This is a genomic window from Mesorhizobium vachelliae, assembly GCF_033977325.1.
GTDB classification, from domain to species: domain Bacteria; phylum Pseudomonadota; class Alphaproteobacteria; order Rhizobiales; family Rhizobiaceae; genus Mesorhizobium; species Mesorhizobium vachelliae.
The window spans coordinates 1-21,889 of record NZ_JAVIIR010000017.1; the positions used below are offsets into that span (position 1 = coordinate 1).

Below are 21,889 nucleotides of genomic sequence, written 5' to 3' on the forward strand. Positions count from 1 at the left end.
GACGTGCCCAGGATCGTCGACTGGTACATGGAAAAGAAGATCCAGATCGACCCGATGATCACCCACACGCTGAAGCTCGAGGACATCAACAAGGGCTTTGACCTCATGCATGAGGGCAAGTCGATCAGGAGCGTCGTGGTTTACTGAAGCAATTCCAGGAAAAGTGTGCGCGATTTTCCGTCCGGAATCGCGCAAGAACAGAGAGACAGAGCAAACCCACTGGTGAGGAAAGCCACCGGGTCGCAGGCCGGACGCCCGCGAGCCTGGTGGTCAAACAGGAGGAAGTGTAAATGGCCGAGAAACTGCATCACTCGATCGACAACGGCTTGCCCAAGGAAAGCGCGAGCTTTGCCGGCGGCACGCTGGTTTGCCTGTGCACCAGCAAGCCGGTGAAGGTGAAGGTCAAGGGCCAGATCGCCCACAACCATGCCTGCGGCTGCACCAAGTGCTGGAAGCCGGAAGGCGCGATCTTCTCGGTCGTGGCCGTTGCCGGCACCGGCGATGTCACCGTCACCGAGAACGGCGACAAGCTCAAGGTGGTCGATCCTTCGGCGCTGATCCAGCGCCATGCCTGCACCGGCTGTGGCGTCCACATGTACGGCCCGGTCGAGCGCGACCATCCCTTCAAGGGCCTGTCCTTCATCCATCCCGAGCGCTTCGAGGAGGACGGCTGGTCGCCGCCGGGCTTTGCCGCCTTCGTCTCCTCGATCATCGAATCCGGCGTCGATCCGAACCGCATGGCCGGCATTCGCGGCCAGCTGAAGTCGATCGGGCTCGAGCCCTATGACTGCCTCAGCCCCGGCCTGATGGACTATATCGCCACCTGGACGGCGAAGAAGTCGGGAGCCTTGGCCGCCTAGGTCGCCTTGCCGCGCCGAGGGCGCGGCTTGCGCCGAAAATCTCCGGGATGCGGCCGATGAGGCCGCATCCCTCGCTTGCTCCTCGAAACATCTGAATTTGCCATTCATCTTGGCGCCGCCGTTGATTTTCCCGGTGGCCCGAAAACGACTTCGATTGGGTAATCACCCTACAAGAATCCCTTTTGGCCAGCAGGCCGCTCACGGTCATTGACGCATCTGCCGGCGCCACCGGAGCTGCAGTCGCTCGGCGCCGTCTGTCCAAGCTCATTAGCCAAGCTCAACCCGCTGCTTCGGTTTCAGCGAAGCAAAAGACAGAAAAAGACTTCTTTTTGCGATCCGGCCCGGATGCTCTCCTGCAGGCCTAGAACACGCTAGGCCCGCCTGGGAGGCGACGCATAACAAGAGAGCGGCTGCCAAAAACACCGCTTGGCTCAGGCCATTTGAATGGACCGATGCCGGCAACAGCCATGGGGAACCACGACAATGAAGACATTCCGAAATTGCCTGATGACGGCGGTCGGCGCAGGCCTGCTGGGCCTGGGGCTTGCCGCTCCCGCCAATGCCGGCGCCATCCGCCTCGGCATGACCACCTGGGTGGGCTACGGGCCGCTGTTTCTTGCCCGTGACCTCGGCTACTTCAAGGAAGCCGGCGTCGATGTCGACCTGAAGATCATAGAGGAATCAGCGCTCTACATGGCAGCGGTCGCCGGCGGCGACCTCGACGGCGCCGCCTCCACCGTCGACGAGCTGATGAAGTACCGCTCCGACGAGCTCTGCTTCAAATATGTGGTGGCGCTTGACGACAGCCATGGCGGCGACGGCGTCGTCACGCAGCCCGACGTCAAGTCGCTCAAGGACCTGAAGGGCCAGCAGGTGGCCTTGAACGAGGGCTCCATTTCCGAATTCTGGTTCAACGTGCTCCTGAAAAAGGAAGGCCTGACGGAGGACGACGTCACCATCACCAACATGACCGCCGATGACGCGGCAACCGCCTTCATCGCCGGCCAGGTTCCCGCCGCGGTGACCTGGGAGCCGCACCTCACCGAAGTCCGCAAGGGCGGCAAGGGCAAGGTGCTGATCGATTCCACGACCACGCCCGGCCTGATCGTCGATGTGATCGCGCTCAAATGCGACCTGATCGAGAAGCATCCCGAGGATGTGAAAGCTCTCATCAAGGGCTATTACAAGGCGGTCGACTACATCAAGACCAACCCCGACAAGGCCTATGAGATCATGGCCAAGGGCATTGGCGGCTATCTCGAGAAGCCAGAGGATTTCGCGGCCGGCGCCAAGGGCGTGCGCTACTACGACCGCGCCCGCAACCTGGACTTCTTCGGCACGCCTCAGAAGAGCGAAGCGGCCGACCTGGTGAACTTCGCGCAGGACATCTGGGGCAAGGCCGGCAAGCTCAAGATGACGATCGACTCGAAGACCATCCTCGACACCGATTTCATCAAGGAACAGTGAGCCTTCGGGACCGCCGGGATCGGCCTATTCGGGCCGGTCCCGTTTTCTCGAAGCCAGGTTTTCGCGTTCAGATCTACGGAGGCCATCTTATGGCACAGAGGCGGACGGCGTGGACACGCCTGACGACCCCATTCGCCAACATCCCCGCCGGCACGGCAACCACGCTCGCGCTTGCGATGTGGGTGGCCGTGATCGGCGGCTGGGCGTTGCTGTCCTATGGCCGCGTCGTGCCGAACATGTTCCTGCCGACGCCCGGAACCGTGCTCGATACGACCTACCGCATGTCGCTCGACGGCAGCCTTTTCTACCACACTTTCACCAGCGCCAAGGTGGTGATCCTGGGCTTCATCGTGTCATCCGTGATCGCGGTGCCGCTGGGGCTGTGGATGGGCACTTACCGTGCCGTGCAGGCGCCGCTTGAACCGCTGGTCAACTTCATCCGCTATCTGCCCGTGACCTCCTTCGTGCCGCTGTTCATCCTGTGGATCGGCATCGGCATCGAGCAGCGCATAGCGGTCATCTTCTTCGGCACGTTCTTCCAGCAGCTGGTGATGATTTCCGACTGCGCGCGCGGCGTCTCCAGGGATCTGGTCAACGCCTCCTACACTTTGGGAACCAAGCGCAGCGAAGCCGTGTGGCACGTCATCTTTCCGGCCGCGCTTCCCGCGATCCTCGACACGCTTCGCGTCACCATGGGCTGGGCCTGGACCTATCTGGTCGTGGCCGAGCTTGTCGCCGCATCGAGCGGCCTAGGCTATATCAGCCTCAAGGCGATGCGCGGCTTCCAGGTCGACGTGATCTTCATGGCGATCGCCGCGATCGGGCTTCTGGGCCTGATCACCGACACGGCATTCCGCATTCTCCGGGCAAGGGTCGCGCCATGGGCACCTTGATCTTGAACGCATCCTCGCAAACCGCAGCCGGATCAAGGGTAGTGATGACCGAAACCGTCAAGGCGAACAATTTGGCCGGCATGGCCTCCGCCAATGTCGATGCGCATGCCGCCGGGACCACGATGGCCATCGAGGACGTGACACTGCGCTATGGCGACGCCAATGGCGTGCTGGCGCTGGACGATGTGTCGCTGAAGGTGGCCAAGAACGAATTCTGCGTCATCGTCGGCCCTTCGGGATGCGGCAAATCCAGCCTGCTCTATCTCGCCGCCGGCCTCAACGACGCGACCTCGGGCGTCATCAAGGTCGACGGCAGGGAGGTGATCGAGCCCGGCCCCGACAGGGGCATGGTGTTCCAGAGCTATACCTTGTTCCCCTGGCTCACGGTGCGCGCCAACATCGAATACGGGCCGAAGCGCAAGGGGCTGCCCGCGGAGCAGCGCAGGCAGATCGTCGACCAGTATCTCAACGAGGTCGGCCTTGCGCCCTTCGCCGACCACTATCCCGCGCAGCTCTCAGGCGGCATGAAGCAGCGCGTGGCGATCGCGCGCGCGCTCGCCAACGACCCGGCCGTCCTGTTGATGGACGAGCCGTTCGGAGCTCTCGACAGCCAGACGCGCGGCACCATGCAGAAGCTGCTCCTGCGCGTATGGGAGCGGCAGCAGAAGACGGTGCTTTTCGTCACACACGACATCGACGAGGCGCTGGTTCTGGGCGATCGCGTCCTGGTGATGACGGCGCGGCCCGGCAAGATCAAGGCCGAGATCAAGGTCGACATTCCCCGGCCGCGCTCGATGGACGTGATTCTCGAGCCCGACTTCATCGCGCTCAAGCGCCGCATCCTCGGCCTTTTGCACGACGAGATCGACGAGGATCACTGAGAGCAATCTCAAATAGTTGAGGACAGTTCCGCGTGCAAACGCTGAACTGCCCAAACGTCGAAGGGTGGAGGGATCCCTACCTTTGCCCGCGATGCGCCGACCCGAGGATCATCTCCGAAGCCTTCTGGCCGATCATCATGCTCGGCGCGTTGGTGTTGCCTCCGATCAGCTTCGGCATGACCGAGGCATCGGCGACCCGGAGCCCTTTCACGCCGCGCACCTTGAGCGTCGCCGGATCGACGACAGCCATGTCATCCGTTCCCATCTTGCAGGTTCCGACCGGGTGATAGACGGTCAGCGCCTCGGCGCGCAGATAGGCCAGGATCTCGTCGTCGCTGCGGACATCCTTGCCCGGCAGCATCTCCTTGCCGCGCACCGCGTCGAGCTCGGACGAGGCAAAGATCCGGCGCGCGATCTTGATGCCTTCCACCAGCACCATGGCGTCATCTTCATGCGTGAAGAAGCGATGGTCGATCAGGACGTCGCGGCGGGAACTGTCGCGCGACAAACGGATTTCGCCCACGCTTTTCGGCCGGAGCACGCAGGTGTGAATGGCGTAGCCATGGCCGTATTCGATCAGCCTGCCGCGATGGCTGCGATAGCCCGGCACGAAATGGAACTGAATGTCGGGAAGGCCGTTCGCGTGCCTGGTCTTCGCAAAGCCGCCGGCTTCGACATAGTTGGTGGTGAGCATGCCCTTGCGGCGCGCGAAATACTGGAAGGGCGCCGCCGCCATGCGCGGCAGGTTGGCGAGCGATAGGCCGAGCGTCCTGGTGCTCCTGGAGCGCACGGTGATCATGCCGTCGACATGGTCCTGCAGGTTCTTGCCGACGCCCGGCAGGTCGAGGACCGGCGCGATGCCGATCTGCTTGAGCTCGTCTGCCGGCCCGATGCCGGACGTCATCAGGATCTTGGGCGAGTTGATAGCGCCGGCCGAGAGCACGATCTCGCGGTTTGCGGTGAGCGTCTTCTGCTGGCCGTCATGCCGCACGCGCATACCTTTGGCGCGGCCCTCGGCAATGACGAGGTCGATCACCTCGCATTGGCTGAGCAGCGTCAGGTTCTTCCGGTCGAGCACCGGGCGCATGAAGGCGCTGAAGCTGCTGAAGCGCTGGCCCCTGTCTTGCGTGACGTTGTAGATGCCAAGGCCGAACTGGCTTTCGGCATTGAAGTCCATGTTGGCAGGCAGGCCGGCGTTCCTGCCGGCCTTGACGAACATGCCGGAAAGCACGTTCGGATCGCGCGGATTGTCGACCAGCAACTCGCCGTCGGTGCCATGGTAGCGTGGGTCCTGGCCGAGCAGATTGCGCTCCAGTTTCTTGAACACCGGCAGCACGTCGCTGTAAGCCCAGCCGGCGCAGCCGAGCCCGGCCCACTCGTCATAATCCTCGGCGGTGCCGCGAATGTAGACCATCGAATTGATCGAGCTCGATCCGCCGAGCGCCTTGCCGCGGTTGACCGGAATCCTGCGGTTGTTGAGCTGAGGCTGCGGCACGCCGGTGAAGCAATAGTCGTAGTTCGGGTTGCCGTAGAGCGAGAGGATGCCCGCCGGCACCTTGACCCGCAGGCTATTGTCGCTGCCGCCGGCCTCGATCAGGCACACTTTGACCGATGGATCGGCGCTCAGCCGATTGGCGATCACGCAACCGGCCGAACCCGCGCCGACGATGATGTAGTCGAATTCCGCCGCTTCCATGCAACCCCCAAGACGCGGTCTCAAGCCGCTCGTTCTTCCCAGACCGGTTTGCCGCCGACGATCGTATGCAGCACTCTGATGTCCGCGATCCTGTCCGGCTCGACGCGCAGCGGATCATCCGAAAGGACGATGAAGTCGGCGAGCTTCCCCGCCGCCAGACTGCCCTCGTCATTTTCCCGGTGGCCGGCAAAGGCTGCCCCAAGCGTATAGGCATGGAGCGCCTCCGCGACGGTGATCCGCTGCTGCGGGACCCAGCCGTCTTCCGGCTGGTGGTCCCGGCTCTGGCGCAGCACGGCATTGCGAATGCCAATGAGCGGATTGAGGTCGACGATGGGCCAATCGGTTCCGAAGGCGACGGCGCCCGCGGCCTCAAGGATGGAGCGGACGGGAAAGGCCCGCGGCAGGGATGCGGAGCCGACACGCACTTCCCAAAGCCCTTCCATTCCGAGCCACTGGTCGCGTGGATAGATCATGGCGGGCTGGAAGCTGGCTATCGCTCCTATCTCGGCAAAACGTTCGATGTCGCGCGCGGTGGGTATTTCGCAATGCTCTACCCGCGGCCGGCGCTGCCGCGAGCGCTCCCCGTCCGCGGCATAGGCGTCGAGCGCCATTTCGATGGCACCCGTTCCGATCGCATGCGTCCAGACCTGAAAGCCTTCCCGCTGCGCGCGGCTGACGGCCGCGTTATAGGCGGTTGCCGTCCACAGGCATGTTCCGGTTTCGCCTGGTTTGTCGGCATAGCCCTGAGGCATGAAGCCGGTGTGGGATTCCAGCACGCCATCCAGGAAGAATTTGATGACGCGCCCGTCGAGAGAGTCAGGGTCGAGGGCACCCCTCCATCCGGAGACGCGCGCAATCACCTCGTCGAGGTTCGAATCCGGATTTACAATGCTCGAAAGCGTGAAGCGCAGGCTCAGCTCACCGTTGGCGAATATCTCAGCCAGCAGGGGGACCGCTTCGTCATCCATTCCCGCGCTTTGGACCCGCGACAGTCCCAGACGGTTCGCTTCCTTGATGGCGGAGAGCAGCGCCGATCGCAGATCGGATTGCGAGGATTGGGGGACCAGCGCTTCAAACGTGGACCACGCTTTCTCCTTCAGCCACCCGGTCGGCTCACCGCTTTCATCCCTCACGATCTCGCCACCTGCGGGATCGGGCGTGTCCCGGATGATGCCGGCAAGTTCCAGCGCCTTGCTGTTCACCCAAGCGGCATGCGCCATGCCGGAACGGAAGAAAACGGGGCGATCGGCAACGACTTGATCAAGAAGCGATTTGTGGAAGCCGCCTTCGGGAAGATCGGGGTAGCCGTAGCTGAATTCGCTGCCCACGATCCATGCGCGGTCGGGATGTGCCTGCGCGTAGGCCTTCAATCGATCGAGGACATCGCCGAACGTCTTTGCTTCCCGCAACCGTACCTCATCGAGGTATTTGCTTCCCCAGGCGAAATGGAGGTGGGAGTCGATGAAGGCCGGCATGGCGAACCGGCCTTGGAGATCGATGATTTCGGCGTCTTTGGATGCTTGCGCCCTGACCGAGGACCAGGAGCCGACAGCCACGACACGTTCGCCGCGAACCAGCATCGCCTCGGCAACGGGGTTCGCCGCATCAACAGTGTATAGCGCGCCGTTTGCGTAAAGGGTCTCTCGCGCCATCTCACTCCCAGCGATCGTCGCTCTGATCCAGGTGACGCAGGGAACCACCAAATCCAAGGCGCAAGAATTACTTTTTCCAGCACCCGTGCTTAGGGTCCGCCTAAGCTTTTCTCGGTGGTGCCAGAGGTCGTCCTGCCGATCTGGACCGCTCGAATTTGGCGCCCTCGGCGATCCCGCCCCAGCGTTTAGGGATAAGCTAAGCACTGACACATGAAATCATAATTTTCGCTCCGCCAGCCCGTCACTAAAAGCAAACCGGACCTCCATCGCAGCGGCGAAAGCCCCATCGGAAGAGACGTGGATATGTCGGTTGAGAAGGTAGACACGCTCGTCGTCGGCGGCGGCCAGGCGGGGGTGGCCATGAGCGAGCATCTCAGTAAATGCGGGGTGCCTCATCTCGTCCTCGAGCGTGGCCGGATCGCCGAGCGCTGGCGCTCGCAGCGGTGGGACTCGCTGGTCGCCAACGGTCCGGCCTGGCATGACCGGTTTCCGGGCATGGAGTTTCCCGTGACGGGCCCGGACGGCTTTCCTTCCAAGGAGGAGGTCGCCGACTATTTCGTCGCCTACGCAAAGCAGATCAACGCGCCGATCCGCTGCGGCGTCGAGGTCAAGCTGGTGCAAAGGAATGTCGGCCGTCCGGGATTTCGCGTCGAAACGTCGGACGGCGTGATCGAGGCCAACAGCATCGTTGCCGCGACCGGGCCTTTCCAGGTTCCCGTCATCCCGCCTCTCGTTCCCGCCGATGCCGGCATCCTGCAGATCCACTCCAGCGCCTACCGCAATCCGGCGCAGTTGCCGAAGGGCGCGGTGCTGGTGGTCGGGGCAGGGTCCTCGGGCGTGCAGATCGCGGATGAACTTCAGCGCTCAGGCAGGCGCGTCTACCTCTCGGTCGGTCCGCACGACCGCCCGCCGCGCGCCTATCGCGGCCGCGACTTCTGCTGGTGGCTGGGCGTTCTCGGCAAATGGGACTTGGAGACGCCAGGACCCGGCACCGAACATGTCACGATCGCGGTGAGCGGTGCGCGCGGCGGCGAGACGATCGATTTCCGCCGCCTGGCCGCGCAGGGGCTTACGCTCGTCGGCATGACAAAGACATACCAGGACGGCGTGATGAGCTTCGCGCCGGACCTTGCGAAGAACATTGCCCGTGGCGACGCCAATCTGATGTCGCTGCTGGACGAGGCCGACGCCTATGTCGCCCGCAACGGTCTCGACCTTCCGGAAGAGCCCGCGCTCCGCAAAATTGGCCCGGACCCGGACTGCGTGACCAATCCGATCAGCGAGCTCGATCTCGCCGAGGCCGGGATAACAGCGATCATCTGGTCGACGGGCTTCGCCGTCGATTACAGCTGGCTGAAGGTCGACGCCTTCGACGAGAAGGGCCGGCCAAGGCATCAGCGCGGCGTCTCGGTCGAGCCGGGGATCTATTTCCTTGGGCTGCCCTGGCAGTCGCGCAGGGGGTCGAGCTTCATCTGGGGCGTCTGGCATGATGCCAAGCACGTTGCCGACCGTATTTCGACGCAGCGCAAATACCTGGCTTACCATGCCGCCGCCAAGCGCGAGCCGGTGGACGCCTGACCAAAGCCGACGCTGCAAGCCCGATCTCATGGAGACCAAGATGGCGCATACGCGAATTCGCAAGTTCAACACCAAGGACACCTATCCCGAGCAGAAGCTCGACAACGATCTCTGCCACGCGGTCGTCACGCGTGGCGGCCGGACCGTCTATCTGCGCGGGCAGTGCCCGCAGGATCTCGACACGGCGAAGAACATCGACAGCCACGATCCGGTCGAGCAGACCCACAAGGTCATGCAGAACATCAGGCAGCTCATCGAGGAGTGCGGCGGCACGATGGAGCATCTGGTCAAGGTGGTCGTCTACATCACCGACGTCCGCCACCGCGAAGCCGTCTACCGGACGATGGGCGAATACATCAAGGGCGTGCATCCGGTTTCGACCGGCCTGGTCGTGTCGGCCCTGGCGCGGCCGGATTGGCTGGTCGAGATCGACGGCACAGCCGTCATTCCGGACTGAAGCGCCATGACCTTCTCCATCGTCGCGCGCTGCAGGCGCACAGGCATGTTTGGCGTGGCGGTGTCCTCATCGTCTCCCGCGGTCGCGGCGCGCTGCGCTTATGCGCAGGCAGGCGTCGGCGCGGTCGCCAGCCAGAACGTCACGGACCCGACGCTCGGGCCACGGGCCTTGGAACTGATGGCGCGCGGCGCCTCCGCCGCCGAGGCGGTCGCGATCATCAAGCGCACGGCCGCCTTCAGCGAATACCGTCAGGTGCTGGCGGTCGACGCCGCGGGCGGCAGCGCAATCCATTCGGGACCGAAAGCGCTCGGCGTCTGGGCCGAGGCGCGCGGCGAGGATGTTGCCTGCGGCGGCAACCTGCTCGCGAATGACGGCATCCCGCAGGCCATGGTCGACGCTTTCCTTGCTTCCGAAGGCCATCTCGGCGACCGGTTGATCGCCACGATGCGCGCCGCTCTCAAAGCAGGCGGCGAGGCAGGCCCGGTCCGGTCCGCCGGCATGAAGCTGGTGCGCGATGTGTCCTGGCCCGTCGCCGACCTGCGCTGCGACTGGACCGAGGACTGTCCGATCGAGCAGCTGGCAGGGCTATGGGAGATCTACAAGCCCCAGCTTGATGCCTATGTCACCCGCGCCCTCAATCCGTCCGACGCGCCGAGCTACGGCGTTCCCGGTGACGAATAGTCCGACCAGTTCTGGAGCGAGCATGAGCGAACTCAGCCACGAGGAGTGGGTCGGCAAGGCGTCCGCGATCCGCTTCCGCGACAAGGCGTTCATCGATGGCAAGCCGGTGCCGGCGCGCTCCGGCCGGACGTTCGCCAGCATCAATCCGGCCACGGGAGCGACGCTCGCCGAGGTCGCCTCCTGCGGCGAAGAGGACGTCGATCTGGCCGTCGCCGCGGCGCGGCGCAGTTTTGAAGCCGGCGTCTGGTCGCGGACGAGCCCTCAGCATCGCAAAGAGGTGCTGCTGCGGCTCGTGCAGCTGCTGCGCGAGAACCTGCCGGAGCTGGCGCTGCTGGAATCGCTCGACATGGGCAAGCTGGTCAAGGACGCCGCCACCATAGACGTGCCGGGCTCGGCGGCGATCTTCCAGTGGTACGCCGAGGCGATCGACAAGGTCTATGACGAGGTGGCGCCGACGGGTCCAGGCGATCTTGCCTTGGTGCGACGCGAGCCGCTCGGAGTCGTCGGCGCCGTCGTGCCATGGAATTTCCCGCTCGACATGGCGACGTGGAAATGCGCGCCCGCTCTGGCGGCGGGAAATTCGGTGGTGTTGAAGCCGGCCGAGCAATCGCCGTTCTCGGCGCTCAGGCTGGCGGAGCTCGCCATGGAGGCGGGGCTGCCCGCCGGCGTGCTCAATGTGGTGCCCGGCCTCGGCGAGACCGCCGGCCAGGCACTTGGCCGCCATATGGATGTCGATTGCCTCGCCTTCACCGGGTCGACCGCCGTCGGCAAGCTGTTCCTGCAATATTCCGGCCAGTCGAACATGAAGCAGGTCTGGCTGGAGACCGGGGGAAAAAGCCCCAATCTGGTGTTCGCGGATTGCGGCGACCTGGATGCGGCCGCCGACATGGCAGCCTTCGGCATCTTCTTCAATCAGGGACAGGTCTGCTCGGCCAATTCCCGGCTTCTGGTGGAACGCGGCATCAAGGACGCGCTGGTCGAGAGGCTGACGGAGCGCGCGGTGGCGACGCAACCCGGCGACCCTCTCGACCCGGCATCGAGGATGGGCGCGATGGTGGACGCGCGACATGCCGCGAATGTCATGCGTTTCATCGATGGCGGCCGGAAGTCAGCCCGGCTGGTGGCGGGCGGGGCCCAGGTTGCGGTCGACGGGCGCGGCAGCTTCGTGCAGCCGACAATCTTCGACGAGGTCTCGCCCGAGGATCCGCTTGCCCGCGACGAGATCTTCGGCCCGGTGCTGTCGGTCATTGCCTTCGACAGCGAAGAGGAGGCAATCCGCATTGCCAATGACAGCGTCTACGGCCTGGCGGCATCGCTTTGGACCGACAGCCTGTCGCGGGCCCACCGCATCGCGGAAAGACTGCGCGTTGGCACGGTTTCCGTGAACACCGTCGACGCGCTGAGCCCGATGACGCCCTTCGGCGGCTTCAAGCAGTCCGGCTTCGGGCGCGACCTGTCGCTGCACGCGCTCGACAAATACACCGCGCTGAAAACCACCTGGATCAAGTACTGAGGAGCGGCCGCGACTTGATCACAAGGTGCAAACCGGCAACATAGAACGATGCCGCTTCGCTTCACGCTCAGACAGCTCGAGTACTTCGTCGCCGTCGGCGAGGCAGGCTCTATTGCCAAGGCCGCCGAGCAGGTGAATGTATCGCCACCGTCGATCTCGGCCTCGATCGCCCAGCTCGAAGCGGAATTCGGCGTCCAGCTCTTCGTGCGTAAGCACTCGCACGCGCTTGCGCTGACGGCGGGCGGGCGCCTGTTCCTCAAGGAAGCCGCGCGGCTGCTCAACGACGCGGATGCGCTGCACGACATTGCCGGCGATATCGCGGAGAAGGTACGCGGGCCGCTGGCGGTCGGCTGCCTGCTCACTTTCGCGCAGATCGTGCTGCCGGCGCTGCGCCGGAAATTCGAGGACGCCTATCCGGATGTGCGCGTCAGGCAGTTCGAGCGCAACCAGGGGCAATTGTTCGAAATGCTGCAGCGTGGCGAAATAGACGCAGCACTCACCTACGACCTCGAATTGTCGCAGGACATGACGTTCGAGCCGCTGATGCAACTGCCGGCCTATGTGATGCTGCCGGCCGCGCATCGCCTGGCGGCGAGGGCGAGCATCACGCCGGAGGAACTGGTCGACGAGCCGATGGTGCTGCTCGATCTGCCCTACAGCCGCGAATATTTTCTCTCGGCTTTCCAGGGGCTGCGGCCCAGGATCGCCGAGCGCACCGGCGACATCGCCGTGATGCGCTCGATGGTCGCCAACGGTTTCGGCTACGGTATCGCCAATATGCGGCCGCTCAACACGATGTCACCCGACGGCAAGCTGCTGGTCTTCGTGCCCCTGTTGGGAGATATCAGACCGCTGACCATGGGAATTGCGCTGCCGAACGCCGAGCACCGCACACTCACGGTGCAGGCCTTCATCGACCATTGCCGACGCTTCGTTGTCGAGCAAGGCGTCTTCGGCACCGAACGCATCGTCAAATAAGATTCACGGCCAGCCATCGGCGAGCCGCGACAGCAGCCTCTCCAGCATCTCGTCGCAGCGCCGCAATTGCTCGACGCTGACAAATTCGTCCGGCTTGTGCCCCTGCGCCATCGAGCCCGGTCCGCAGACGACGGCGGGCGTGCCGAGATCGCGGCTGAACAATCCGCCTTCCGTGCCGAAAGCGACTTTCATGGTGTCGTTGGCGCCGGTCAGCGATTTGACGAAGGCGACCGCTTCTGAGGCGGCCGGCGTGTCGAGGCCCGGATAGATGTTGGTGATCTCGATGTCGATCGCCGCTTCGGGCGCGATCGAGGCTGCGTCGGCGGCAATGCGCGCCGCGGCGTCGCGAAGCCGGTCGAGAATGGCGTTCGCGTCGTCAGCCGCAACGTTGCGGATCTCGAAGTCGACCACGCAAAGATTGGGTACGATGTTGAGCGCGATACCGGCATTGATCTTGCCGACATGGACCGTCGTGTAGGGAATGTCGTAATCGCCGTCGCGCGCGCCGTCGCGGGCCAGCCGGTCCTGCTCGTCGCGCAAGGCGCGCACGAAGTCGCAGCCGAGATGGATGGCGTTGAGCGCCAGCGGGGCAAGCGCCGAGTGGCCTTCGCGTCCCTTGCAGAGCGCGCGCGCCGCAAGCTTGCCCTTGTGACCGGTCGCCACCTGCATGTTGGTCGGCTCGCCGACGATGCACAGCAGCGGGCGTTGCGGTGCCGCGCTCAGCATCTCGATCAGGTCGCGCACGCCGAGGCAGCCGACCTCCTCGTCATAGGAGAGCGCCAGATGCAAGGGCGTGCGCAGCGCCATTTTCGAGGTGTTGAGGCAGGCCGCGAGCGCTGAGGCCACGAAACCCTTCATGTCCGCCGCGCCGCGCCCATAGAGCTTGCCGTCGCGCTCGGTCATCGCGAAGGGCGGCAGCGTCCAGTTCTGGCCGTCGACGGGAACGACATCGGTATGGCCGGACAGCATGATGCCGGGCTTATCGGCCGGGCCGATGGTGGCGAAGAGGTTGGCCTTGTGCCCGTCGGCGCTGTGGATGAGCTGGCTGGCTATGCCGCTCGCTTTGAGCAGCTCCGCAACATAGCCGATGAGATCGAGGTTGGAGTCGCGGCTCACCGTCGGGAAGGCGATCAACCGTTCGAGGATGCTGATACTGCCCATTCTTGTCTCTGGTCCCGTTGCCGTAGCCGTTGTCTACATCGTGGCGCTGCGGTCCTGAAGTCGCATTTGGCTCAGCCTCGCTTCATCTGAGGCTAATCCACGCGACACAAGATTAGGCGCGTCCTAATCCGCGCGGAAGAAATCCGTAGTTTTCCCGCGCACGCGCCAACTTATGGGTAATCTCCAGAGCAGCCGGCATGAAGGAAGCTATTATGCGCGACCCACGCTACGACATTCTGTTCGAGCCGATGAAGATCGGACCGGTGACGGCCAAGAACCGTTTCTACCAGGTTCCACATTGCAATGGCGGCGGCTACCGCGATCCTTCGGCCGCGGCCGAGATGCGCCGGATGAAGTCCGAAGGTGGGTGGGGCGTCATCTTTACCGAGCAGACGGAGATGCACCACACCTCCGAGATCACGCCCTTCATCGAGCTGCGCCTGTGGGACGACGCCGACATTCCGGCCCTGGCCAAGATGGCGAAGGCCATGCACGAATACGGAGCGCTCGCCGGCATCCAGCTCGCCTATTCCGGCATCAACGGTCCCAACCTCTACACCAAGGAGGTCCCGCGCGGGCCGTCGGCGCTGCCGATCCGCACCTTCACCAACGATCCGGTGCAGACGCGCGCCATGGACAGACAGGATATCCGCGACCTGCGCCGCTGGCACCGCAATGCCTTCAAACGCGCGAAGCAGGCGGGCTTCGACCTGGTCTGCCTCTACGGCGCGCATGGCTTCGGCATCATCCAGCATTTCCTGTCCACGGCCACCAACCAGCGGAGCGACGAATATGGCGGTTCGCTGGAAAACCGCTCGCGGCTGATGCGCGAGCTGATCGAGGAAGGCCGCGACGCAATCGGCGACACGTGCGGGCTGACGCTCAGGCTGTCGCTGGACGAGATGATCGGCGACCTCGGCTTCGCCAATTCGGAAGTCCGCGACATGATCGAGATGCATGCCGATCTGCCCGATCTGTGGGACCTTGCCCATGGTGCCTGGGAGGACTGTTCCGGGCCGTCGCGCTTCAAGGAAGAGGCGGCGCAGGAAAGCCTTGTATCCGGCATCAAGAAGCTGACGTCGAAGCCGGTCGCCGGTGTCGGCCGCTTCACCTCGCCGGACGTGATGGTCAGGATGATCAAGTCGGGCACGCTCGACTTCATCGGCTGCGCGCGCCCATCGATCGCCGATCCCTTCCTGCCGCGGAAGGTCGAAGAAGGCCGCATCGAGGACATCCGCGAGTGCATCGGCTGCAACATCTGCATCACCGGCGACATGACGATGTCGATCTCGCGCTGCACGCAGAACCCGACCTTCATGGAGGAATGGCGCAAGGGCTGGCATCCGGAGCGCATGCAGGCCAAGGGCGACAGCGACAGCGTGCTGATCGTCGGCGCTGGGCCGGCCGGGCTGGAGGCCGCCCGCGCGCTCGGCCTGCGCGGCTATCAGATGGCCATTGCGGAAGCGGGCACGGAGCTTGGCGGGCGCGTGGCGCGCGAGTGCCTGCTGCCGGGGCTGTCGGCCTGGGGCAGGGTGCGCGACTACCGCCAGTACCAGCTCAGCCAGATGCCGAATGTCGACATCTATTTCGAAAGCCGGCTGTCGGCGGACGACATCCTGTCCTTCGGCTTCCAGAACGTCGCCATCGCCACTGGATCGACCTGGCGGCGCGACGGTGTCGCGCGCGCCCATGTCGTACCGATGCCGATCGATGGCGCGATGCCGGTCTACACGCCCGACGATCTGATGGGCGGCAAGGTGCCGTCCGGCAATGTCGTGCTGTTCGACGACGACCACTATTATATGGGCGGCGTGCTGGCGGAGCTGATGGCGCGCCGGGGCGCGAAGGTAACTCTGGTGACGCCGTCCGCCTATGTCTCGGACTGGACAAGAAACACGCTGGAGCAGGGCGCCATCCACCGCCGGCTGGCGGAGCTGGGGGTTGATATCGTCCTGAACAGGACAGTCACGAACATCGCTTCAGGCGGCGTCGAGACGGCTTGCGTCTACACCGGCGCGCGACAGGAGCTGGCCGCCGATGCCGTCGTCCTGGTCACGTCGCGCGATCAAGACGATGCCGTCTGGCGCGAGTTGAAAGCCCGGGAGAACGAGTGGGCCGATAACGGCGTCCGTACGGTCAAGGTGATCGGCGACGCGGAAGCGCCGGGGCCGATCGCCTGGGCGACCTATGCCGGCCACCGCTTCGCCCGCGAGCTGGACGAACCCGGTATCGGCGACGCGCTGCCTTTCCGGCGCGAGGTGACGGCGCTGGCGGGCGGGTAGCGCCGCATAGTCGGTACCCGCTTAGGAACGGGTCGACCACTATCGTTCCTTATCCGATACTTCGTTATCATCGGCTCCGTTTAGGGCTTCCTTGACCTTTGATATTATTATAATAGCTTCCTGTCGTAGAATAATGATGACGGCGAGCAATGCGGTGTGACTTATCGGATCGGGTCGCCTTGGTCACAGGGGCGGCGGGCGCAATCGGAAGCGCCATCGCCAAACGGCTTTCGGATAACGGGGCCGCGGTTGTCGTCGCCGACATCGACATGGCAGGCGCCGAGCGCGTCGCGGCCGGCCTGCGCAATGCGATGGCCTGCGCTCTGGACATTCGCGACGGCCAATCGGTCGACGCCGCGATCGCCAAGGTTTCCGATCGCTACGGGCGGCTCGACATCCTGGTCAACAATGCCGGCGTCAACACCTTGGCGCATCGCGTCACCATCGACGAATTCCCTGCCGAGGAATGGGACCGCATCACCGGCATCGACCTTGACGGCCTCTACATCATGAGCCGTGCCGCGCTGGCGACGATGCTTGCGGCCGGCAAGGGCGGGCGTATCGTCAATATCGCCTCGGTCGTCGGCCTTGCCGCGATGCGCCTGCAAAGCCCGTTCGTTGCCGCCAAGGCCGCCATCGTCCATCTGACGCGGTCGATGGCGATCGAACTGGGCGCCAGGGGAATCCTCACCAACGCGATCGCGCCCGGCTCGGTGATGACGGCGCTGACCGCCAAGCTGTTCTACGGCGACGACGGCAAGTTCGCCGGCCGCACGCAGGAGTTCCTCGCCCATGTGCCGCTCGGCCGGCCGGCCCAGCCCGACGAGATCGCCGAGGCCGTGCTGTTCCTGGTCTCTCCGGCCGCCAGCTACATCAACGGCCAGGTGCTGGCCGTCGATGGCGGCTGGACCGCGGGATACATGATGTGAGCGCCGCCATGGAAATCGATCTCGCCGGCGCCATGATCGCCCTGGACGGCGAAACCAATGCGATCGTCGGCGCGGTGCTGGCAGCGTTGCGTGCCAATGGCGGGCATATTGTCGAGGGCGCCCCGACGCGTGCCGCCGATATCCTGCTGGTATCCTGTCCGCTGCGTCCAGGAACGAAAGCCGGAGATCCGCGCTCCCTGTATGCCGACGCGCGCAAGGCTGCCTTGATGATGACCGAGCGCGGCGGCCGCATCGTCTTCCTGATCTCGGCGGTCGCCGGCATGCCGATGCGCCGCCATCCGCGCTTTTCCATGGAGAGCGCGTCGATCCTTGCCGGAATGCGTGCGCTTGCCATGGAATTCGGACCGAAAATCCTGGTCAATGCGGTTGGCTTCGGCGCCGTCGAGGATGGCGCCATCGTTTCGGGCGACAAGGCGATGCTCAGCCACACGCCGGTCGGCCGCGCCGGCAGCGTCGAGGAAGCGGTCGCCGCGGTGCTGTTCTTCTGCGATCCGCTGAACAGCTACACCACCGGGCAGATGCTGGGCGTCGACGGCGGCTGGGCGGCGGGCTATGGCCGCAATTTCTGAGGCGCTGACGCTCAGCGCAGGAGCATTGGAGGTCGTGCTGGCGCCGGCAATCGGCGGCAGCGTCGGCGCGATGCGCTGGCACGGCATCGACCTCATGCGCCGGCTTTCGGATGACGACCGCGACGCAGGCAACGTGCTGGGCGTCGCGATGTTCCCGATGGTGCCCTACGCCAACCGCATCGCCGGAAACGAATTCGACTTCGAGGGTAGGCGCTGGCAGGTCCTGCCCAACAATCCGCCCGAGAGGTTCAACGTCCATGGCAGCGGCTGGAAGCAGTCATGGACCGTCGCCAGAAGCAATGCCGGCGCGGCGACGCTGGCGCTCGAGGTTACCGGCGGGGCGGAACCCTATTCCTATCGCGCCGAGCAGGCCTTCGCTGTCTCGGAGAAGGGGCTCAGCGTGACCATGACGCTGACCAACACAGGGCCGGTTGCCATGCCGTTCGGCTTTGGCCTGCACCCCTGGTTCGATCGCGATCGCGACGTGACGCTGCAATTCAGCGCCCGGCGCTTCCATCTCGAAGAGCCCGAAGGCGTTTCGGGCGATCCGATCACGCTGCCGCCCGAACTGGACTTCGCGAAGGGTGGGTCGCTGCCGGGCGGTTGGCGCAACAATGACTATGGCGGCTGGACCGGCGAAGCGATCATCCGCTATCCGTCGCGCGGCGCCGGATTGCGGATCGTCGCCGATCCCGTCTTCAAGCATCTGATGCTCTATGCCGATCCGACCAAACCTTGTTTCTGCCTGGAACCGCAGACGAATGCCTCGGGCGCCTTCAACCGTGGCCGATGGAACGATCCGGATGAAGGTGTGATCGTTCTTGCCCCGGGCGCCAGCGCGGCTGGCGCAGTTTCGTTCGCGCCCTTCGCGCTTACATTCCCAGCAGCTTAGAGCAGCCGGGCAAGGAGCCCGCCGTCCACCTGCATGGCGCTGCCGGTGACGAAGGACGAGGCGTCCGAGATCAGGAAGCCGATGGCGGTGGCGATCTCGGAAGGATTGGCGATACGCGCGATCCTGTTGGGCTCGAACGAAAGGCCCAGCGCTTCCGCGCCGCCGGCCGCTTCCAGTCCGTCCAGGGTCATTCTCGTGGCGACGGAGCCGACAAGCACGGCGTTGACGCGAATGCGATCGACGGCATAGTCGAGCGCCATCTGTCGCGACAGCCCGACGACCGCCGCCTTTGTCGCCGCATAGGCGGGCACGCCGGGAACCGTGGCATCGGCGTGAACCGAGGCGATGTTGACGATCGAGCCGCCGCCGGCCGCGCGCAGCAGCGGCAAGGTCGCGCGGCAGATGCGGAAGATCGCGGTCAGGTTGACGGCAACGGTCCTGTCCCAGTCTTCGTCGGAAAGCTCTTCGAGCCGCTTGCCCGTCGGATAGATGCCGGCACAGTTGACGACGGCGTCAAGCCCGCCGAACCGCTCCGCCGCCTCCGCAACGGCCGCCCGCACCTCGATTTCGCGGGTGAGGTCCGTCTCGCGAAAGATAAATTTGTCGCCGGCGTAACGGGCAGCGAGCGCCTTGCCTTCTTCGCCGTCCAGCCCGGCGCCGAAAACCATCGCGCCCTGAGCCACGAGATGCTCGGCCGTCGCCCGGCCGATGCCGGTGGCCGCCCCGGTGACCAGAATTCGCTTGCCTGCAAACATCATGCTGAAACCTGCGAAGCTCTTGCGTGGCGTTCGGCTTGCGCCGCGGCAACGGAGCGCAGAACGCGATCCTCGCCGCCTTCGCCACGCCCGAATTCGTCGACGATGCGGCCGTCGGCAACGACGAGGCAACGGTCGCAAAGACCGATCAGCTCCTCGAGCTCGGAGGCGACGATCAGTAAGCCCACGCCCTTTTCGGCGAGGTCGACGACGAGCCGGTAGATCTCGTGCCGCGTGGCCGCGTCGACGCCCTTGGTGGGCTCGTCGAGCAGCAGCACTTTCGGCGCGCGCATCAGCACGCGGGCGAACAGAAGCTTCTGCTGGTTACCGCCCGACAGATGATTGACCGAAGCCTGCGGCGATGATGCCTTGACGTTGAGCGCGCGCATGGCGGCCAGGATGGAGCTGCGTTCGAGCCCACCGCGCACGATGCCCCGCCGCGACAAGGGCGCCAGATTGCCGATGGTGATGTTGGCGCCGACCGGCAGATTGAACAACAGGCCGTCGCGCTTGCGGTCCTCGGTCAAAAGCGCGATGCCTGCGGCACGGGCGTCGCCTGGCGATCCGATCGCCACGGGCTCGCCGGCGACGCGGATTTCAGCTTCCGCCGGGACGCGGCCGTAGATGCCGTGCAATATCTCGCTGCGGCCGGAGCCGAGCAGGCCGGCAAGCCCGACGATCTCGCCGGCGGCCACCGACAGGTTGATGTCTTTGGCGCCATGCACCGCGCCGCTATGACCGGCGACGGTCAGATTGCGAACCTCCAGCGCGGTTGGGGCGCCGATGGGAGCCTTGTGCTCTGGAAACAGCCGTTGCAGCCTCTGGCCGGACATCGAGAAGATGAAGGTCTCGGCATCGAAATCTTCCCTTGCGATGCGCACCGCCACCTGCCCGTCGCGCAGCACGGTGGCGCGGTCGCAGATGGCGAGCACTTCCGGCAGGCGATGGGTGATGTAGATCATCGCCACGCCTTGCGCCTTGAGGCGTCTGAGCACGCTGAACAGCGCGTCGACCTCGGCGCCGGAGAGCGAGGCGGTCGGCTCGTCCAGCATCAGCACGCGCGGCTTCATGACGATGGCGCGGGCAATCATCACCAGATGGCGCTGCGCCGAGGTCAGCGACGCGACATAGGCCCGGGGATCGATGCCGATGCCAAGATCGGCAAAGATCTCGCCCGCCCGCTGTTCCAGCTTCCGCTGGTTGACCAGCACGCCATCGCCCAGTCCGGTGCGGCCGGCAAAGACATTCTCGGCGACCGAGAGCTGCTCGAGCACTTCGATCTCCTGCGGCACATAGCCGACACCGTTCGACCGCGCATCGGCGGGCGAGGCAAAGCTGACCGGCCGGCCGTCGAGCTGGATGGTTCCGGCATAGGAGCCGGCCGGATGCACGCCGTTGAGGATCTTGACGAGTGTCGACTTGCCGGCGCCGTTCTGGCCAAGCAAAGCGTGGATCTCGCCCGGGATGACATCGAAATCGACGCCGCGCAGCGCCTGCACGCCGCCGAAACTCTTGGCGATTGCGGTGGCCGACAACAGCGGTTCTTGGGCGGCGTTGGGCACGGCTATCCTCTCGGCGGATGCCAGGTCCGAGAAATCACGGACCCGGCGATGGGCGTCACTGGCCGGCACTGTCCAGCATCTTGTAGTAGGGGTCGAGGTCGGCGGCGGTGATCACCTTGGCCGGCAACGGGTTGCTGTAGGGCACGCTCTTGCCCTGGGCGAGATCGCCGAGCAGTTCAGCAACCTTGGCGCTCTCTTCATAGAGCGGCTGCGCGACGATGCCGTAGGCTGCGCCCGATTTCACCAGGTCGAGATTCTGCCTGATATAGTCCATGCCGACGATGACGACGTCGCGTCCGGCCTTGCGGGCGGCGCCCGACCAGGTCTGGATGCTGTTGCCGGTGGTGCCGAAGGCCGCGGTCACGTCCGGATTGCCCTGAAGGATCGCGACCGCCTTGGCCTCGGCCGCCGATGGCTCGAAGCCCTCCATCTGGGTGTCGAGCACCTTGATGTTGGGATATTTCTCCGCGATGGTCTGGCGGAACGCGGCCGACATGGCGTTCTCGGTATCGTTGGACGCGCCCTGAGTCAGCGCCACGGTGCCCTTGCCACCAAGCTTTTCGCCGATGGCGACGGCCGCGTTCTGGCCGGCGCCGGCAATGTCCTCGCCCGTCGCTGCCTTCAGCCCCTGGACCGTGCCTTCCGGCGGCAGCACATGCCAGGTCACGATCGGGAATCCCTCCTTGGCCAGCTTGGAAATGTAGGAGTAGATCGCCGGATCGGGACCATAGACGCCGATCGCGTCGTATTTGGTGCGCGCCAGCGCCGCTTCGGCAAGCGGCAGTGTCGCCGGAATGTCCCAATTCGTCGCGCTCGGGTCGCCGACGACTTCGCAGCTATAGCCGAGCTCCTTGCACTTGTTGAGGAAGCCCGCCTGCATCAGCCGGTGGACAGGGTGATCCTTCATCGCCTGCACCCAGAGCAGGTGGATGTCGGCAGCTTGGGCGAAGCTCGCCGAACCCAGCGAAGCGGCAACCGCGACGGTCGCAAAAGCCGTGCGGATCAGTCCCTTTCTCAGATCGATCTTCATGTCCTACCTCCCTTGCTTCACCGGCGTTTTGC

At 64.7% G+C, this 21,889-nt stretch carries 19 protein-coding genes and 1 pseudogene; 14 read left to right on the plus strand and 6 right to left on the minus strand.

Going from position 1 to position 21,889, the window contains the following annotated elements; translation table 11 throughout:
• From RFM41_RS28000 to RFM41_RS28020, 5 genes and pseudogenes are all read left to right on the plus strand, one after another.
• A pseudogene (locus tag RFM41_RS28000) lies at positions 1-147 on the plus strand (S-(hydroxymethyl)glutathione dehydrogenase); the annotation flags it as partial.
• A 143-nt stretch (positions 148-290) separates the two neighbouring features.
• On the plus strand, positions 291-860 hold the full coding sequence (gfa, locus tag RFM41_RS28005) for an S-(hydroxymethyl)glutathione synthase (protein WP_320319317.1): 570 nt from the start codon (positions 291-293) through the stop codon (positions 858-860).
• A 483-nt stretch (positions 861-1,343) separates the two neighbouring features.
• A complete protein-coding gene (locus RFM41_RS28010; protein ID WP_320252635.1) occupies positions 1,344-2,327 on the plus strand; it encodes an ABC transporter substrate-binding protein in 984 nt (327 codons plus the stop codon).
• An 89-nt stretch (positions 2,328-2,416) separates the two neighbouring features.
• Complete coding sequence (locus tag RFM41_RS28015; RefSeq protein ID WP_320252636.1) at positions 2,417-3,220, plus strand: ABC transporter permease; 804 nt, start codon at positions 2,417-2,419, stop codon at positions 3,218-3,220.
• A gap of 80 nt (positions 3,221-3,300) precedes the next feature.
• Positions 3,301-4,101, plus strand: coding sequence for an ABC transporter ATP-binding protein (locus RFM41_RS28020; RefSeq protein ID WP_430691568.1), 801 nt, complete (start codon positions 3,301-3,303; stop codon positions 4,099-4,101).
• 76 nt (positions 4,102-4,177) lie between these two features.
• Here the strand turns inward: RFM41_RS28020 and RFM41_RS28025 are convergent, their stop codons facing one another.
• Both RFM41_RS28025 and RFM41_RS28030 read right to left on the minus strand, forming a co-directional pair.
• Entirely contained in the window at positions 4,178-5,797 is a 1,620-nt protein-coding gene (locus RFM41_RS28025; RefSeq protein WP_320252637.1) for a GMC family oxidoreductase, read from the minus strand.
• Positions 5,798-5,817: 20 nt separating this feature from the next.
• Complete coding sequence (locus tag RFM41_RS28030; protein ID WP_320252638.1) at positions 5,818-7,449, minus strand: amidohydrolase; 1,632 nt, start codon at positions 7,447-7,449, stop codon at positions 5,818-5,820.
• A gap of 303 nt (positions 7,450-7,752) precedes the next feature.
• Here RFM41_RS28030 and RFM41_RS28035 point away from each other — a divergent pair, with 303 nt between their 5' ends.
• Genes RFM41_RS28035 through RFM41_RS28055 form a run of 5 tightly spaced genes read left to right on the plus strand, consistent with a single transcriptional unit; the run spans position 7,753 to position 12,656 of the window.
• Positions 7,753-9,027, plus strand: a complete 1,275-nt coding sequence (locus tag RFM41_RS28035) for a flavin-containing monooxygenase (protein ID WP_320252639.1) — start codon at positions 7,753-7,755, stop codon at positions 9,025-9,027.
• 40 nt (positions 9,028-9,067) lie between these two features.
• Positions 9,068-9,484: a RidA family protein gene (locus RFM41_RS28040; RefSeq protein ID WP_041007797.1), complete on the plus strand. Its 417-nt coding sequence runs from the start codon at positions 9,068-9,070 to the stop codon at positions 9,482-9,484.
• A gap of 6 nt (positions 9,485-9,490) precedes the next feature.
• On the plus strand, positions 9,491-10,165 hold the full coding sequence (locus RFM41_RS28045) for a DUF1028 domain-containing protein (protein WP_320252640.1): 675 nt from the start codon (positions 9,491-9,493) through the stop codon (positions 10,163-10,165).
• Positions 10,166-10,187: 22 nt separating this feature from the next.
• Positions 10,188-11,678: an aldehyde dehydrogenase gene (locus RFM41_RS28050; RefSeq protein ID WP_320252641.1), complete on the plus strand. Its 1,491-nt coding sequence runs from the start codon at positions 10,188-10,190 to the stop codon at positions 11,676-11,678.
• Between the two features lie 48 nt (positions 11,679-11,726).
• Positions 11,727-12,656: a LysR family transcriptional regulator gene (locus RFM41_RS28055; RefSeq protein WP_320252642.1), complete on the plus strand. Its 930-nt coding sequence runs from the start codon at positions 11,727-11,729 to the stop codon at positions 12,654-12,656.
• 3 nt (positions 12,657-12,659) lie between these two features.
• Here the strand turns inward: RFM41_RS28055 and argE are convergent, their stop codons facing one another.
• Positions 12,660-13,817 carry an acetylornithine deacetylase gene (gene argE / locus RFM41_RS28060; RefSeq protein ID WP_320252643.1) on the minus strand — a complete coding sequence of 386 codons (1,158 nt, stop codon included), beginning with the start codon at positions 13,815-13,817 and terminating at the stop codon, positions 12,660-12,662.
• Positions 13,818-14,029: 212 nt separating this feature from the next.
• Between argE and RFM41_RS28065 the strand changes: the two genes are divergently transcribed.
• The 4 genes from RFM41_RS28065 (at position 14,030) to RFM41_RS28080 (ending at position 18,510) form a co-directional block, all read left to right on the plus strand.
• Positions 14,030-16,099 (plus strand): oxidoreductase, encoded by a 2,070-nt coding sequence (locus RFM41_RS28065; RefSeq protein ID WP_320252777.1) that lies wholly within the window; start codon positions 14,030-14,032, stop codon positions 16,097-16,099.
• 149 nt (positions 16,100-16,248) lie between these two features.
• A complete protein-coding gene (locus RFM41_RS28070; RefSeq protein ID WP_320252644.1) occupies positions 16,249-17,028 on the plus strand; it encodes an SDR family NAD(P)-dependent oxidoreductase in 780 nt (259 codons plus the stop codon).
• Positions 17,025-17,618 (plus strand): SDR family oxidoreductase, encoded by a 594-nt coding sequence (locus RFM41_RS28075; RefSeq protein ID WP_320252645.1) that lies wholly within the window; start codon positions 17,025-17,027, stop codon positions 17,616-17,618. The genes RFM41_RS28070 and RFM41_RS28075 overlap by 4 nt, the downstream gene beginning before the upstream one ends.
• Positions 17,602-18,510, plus strand: a complete 909-nt coding sequence (locus tag RFM41_RS28080; RefSeq protein WP_320252646.1) for an aldose 1-epimerase — start codon at positions 17,602-17,604, stop codon at positions 18,508-18,510. Before RFM41_RS28075 ends, RFM41_RS28080 begins: the two co-directional genes overlap by 17 nt.
• On the opposite strand, the gene RFM41_RS28085 is transcribed toward RFM41_RS28080, so the two are convergent.
• The 3 genes from RFM41_RS28085 to RFM41_RS28095 form a co-directional block, all read right to left on the minus strand.
• Positions 18,507-19,268, minus strand: coding sequence for an SDR family NAD(P)-dependent oxidoreductase (locus RFM41_RS28085; RefSeq protein ID WP_320252647.1), 762 nt, complete (start codon positions 19,266-19,268; stop codon positions 18,507-18,509). The genes RFM41_RS28080 and RFM41_RS28085 overlap by 4 nt on opposite strands.
• Complete coding sequence (locus RFM41_RS28090; RefSeq protein ID WP_320252649.1) at positions 19,265-20,800, minus strand: sugar ABC transporter ATP-binding protein; 1,536 nt, start codon at positions 20,798-20,800, stop codon at positions 19,265-19,267. Before RFM41_RS28090 ends, RFM41_RS28085 begins: the two co-directional genes overlap by 4 nt.
• A gap of 82 nt (positions 20,801-20,882) precedes the next feature.
• Entirely contained in the window at positions 20,883-21,857 is a 975-nt protein-coding gene (locus RFM41_RS28095) for a sugar ABC transporter substrate-binding protein (RefSeq protein ID WP_320252650.1), read from the minus strand.
• Positions 21,858-21,889 lie beyond the last annotated feature (32 nt).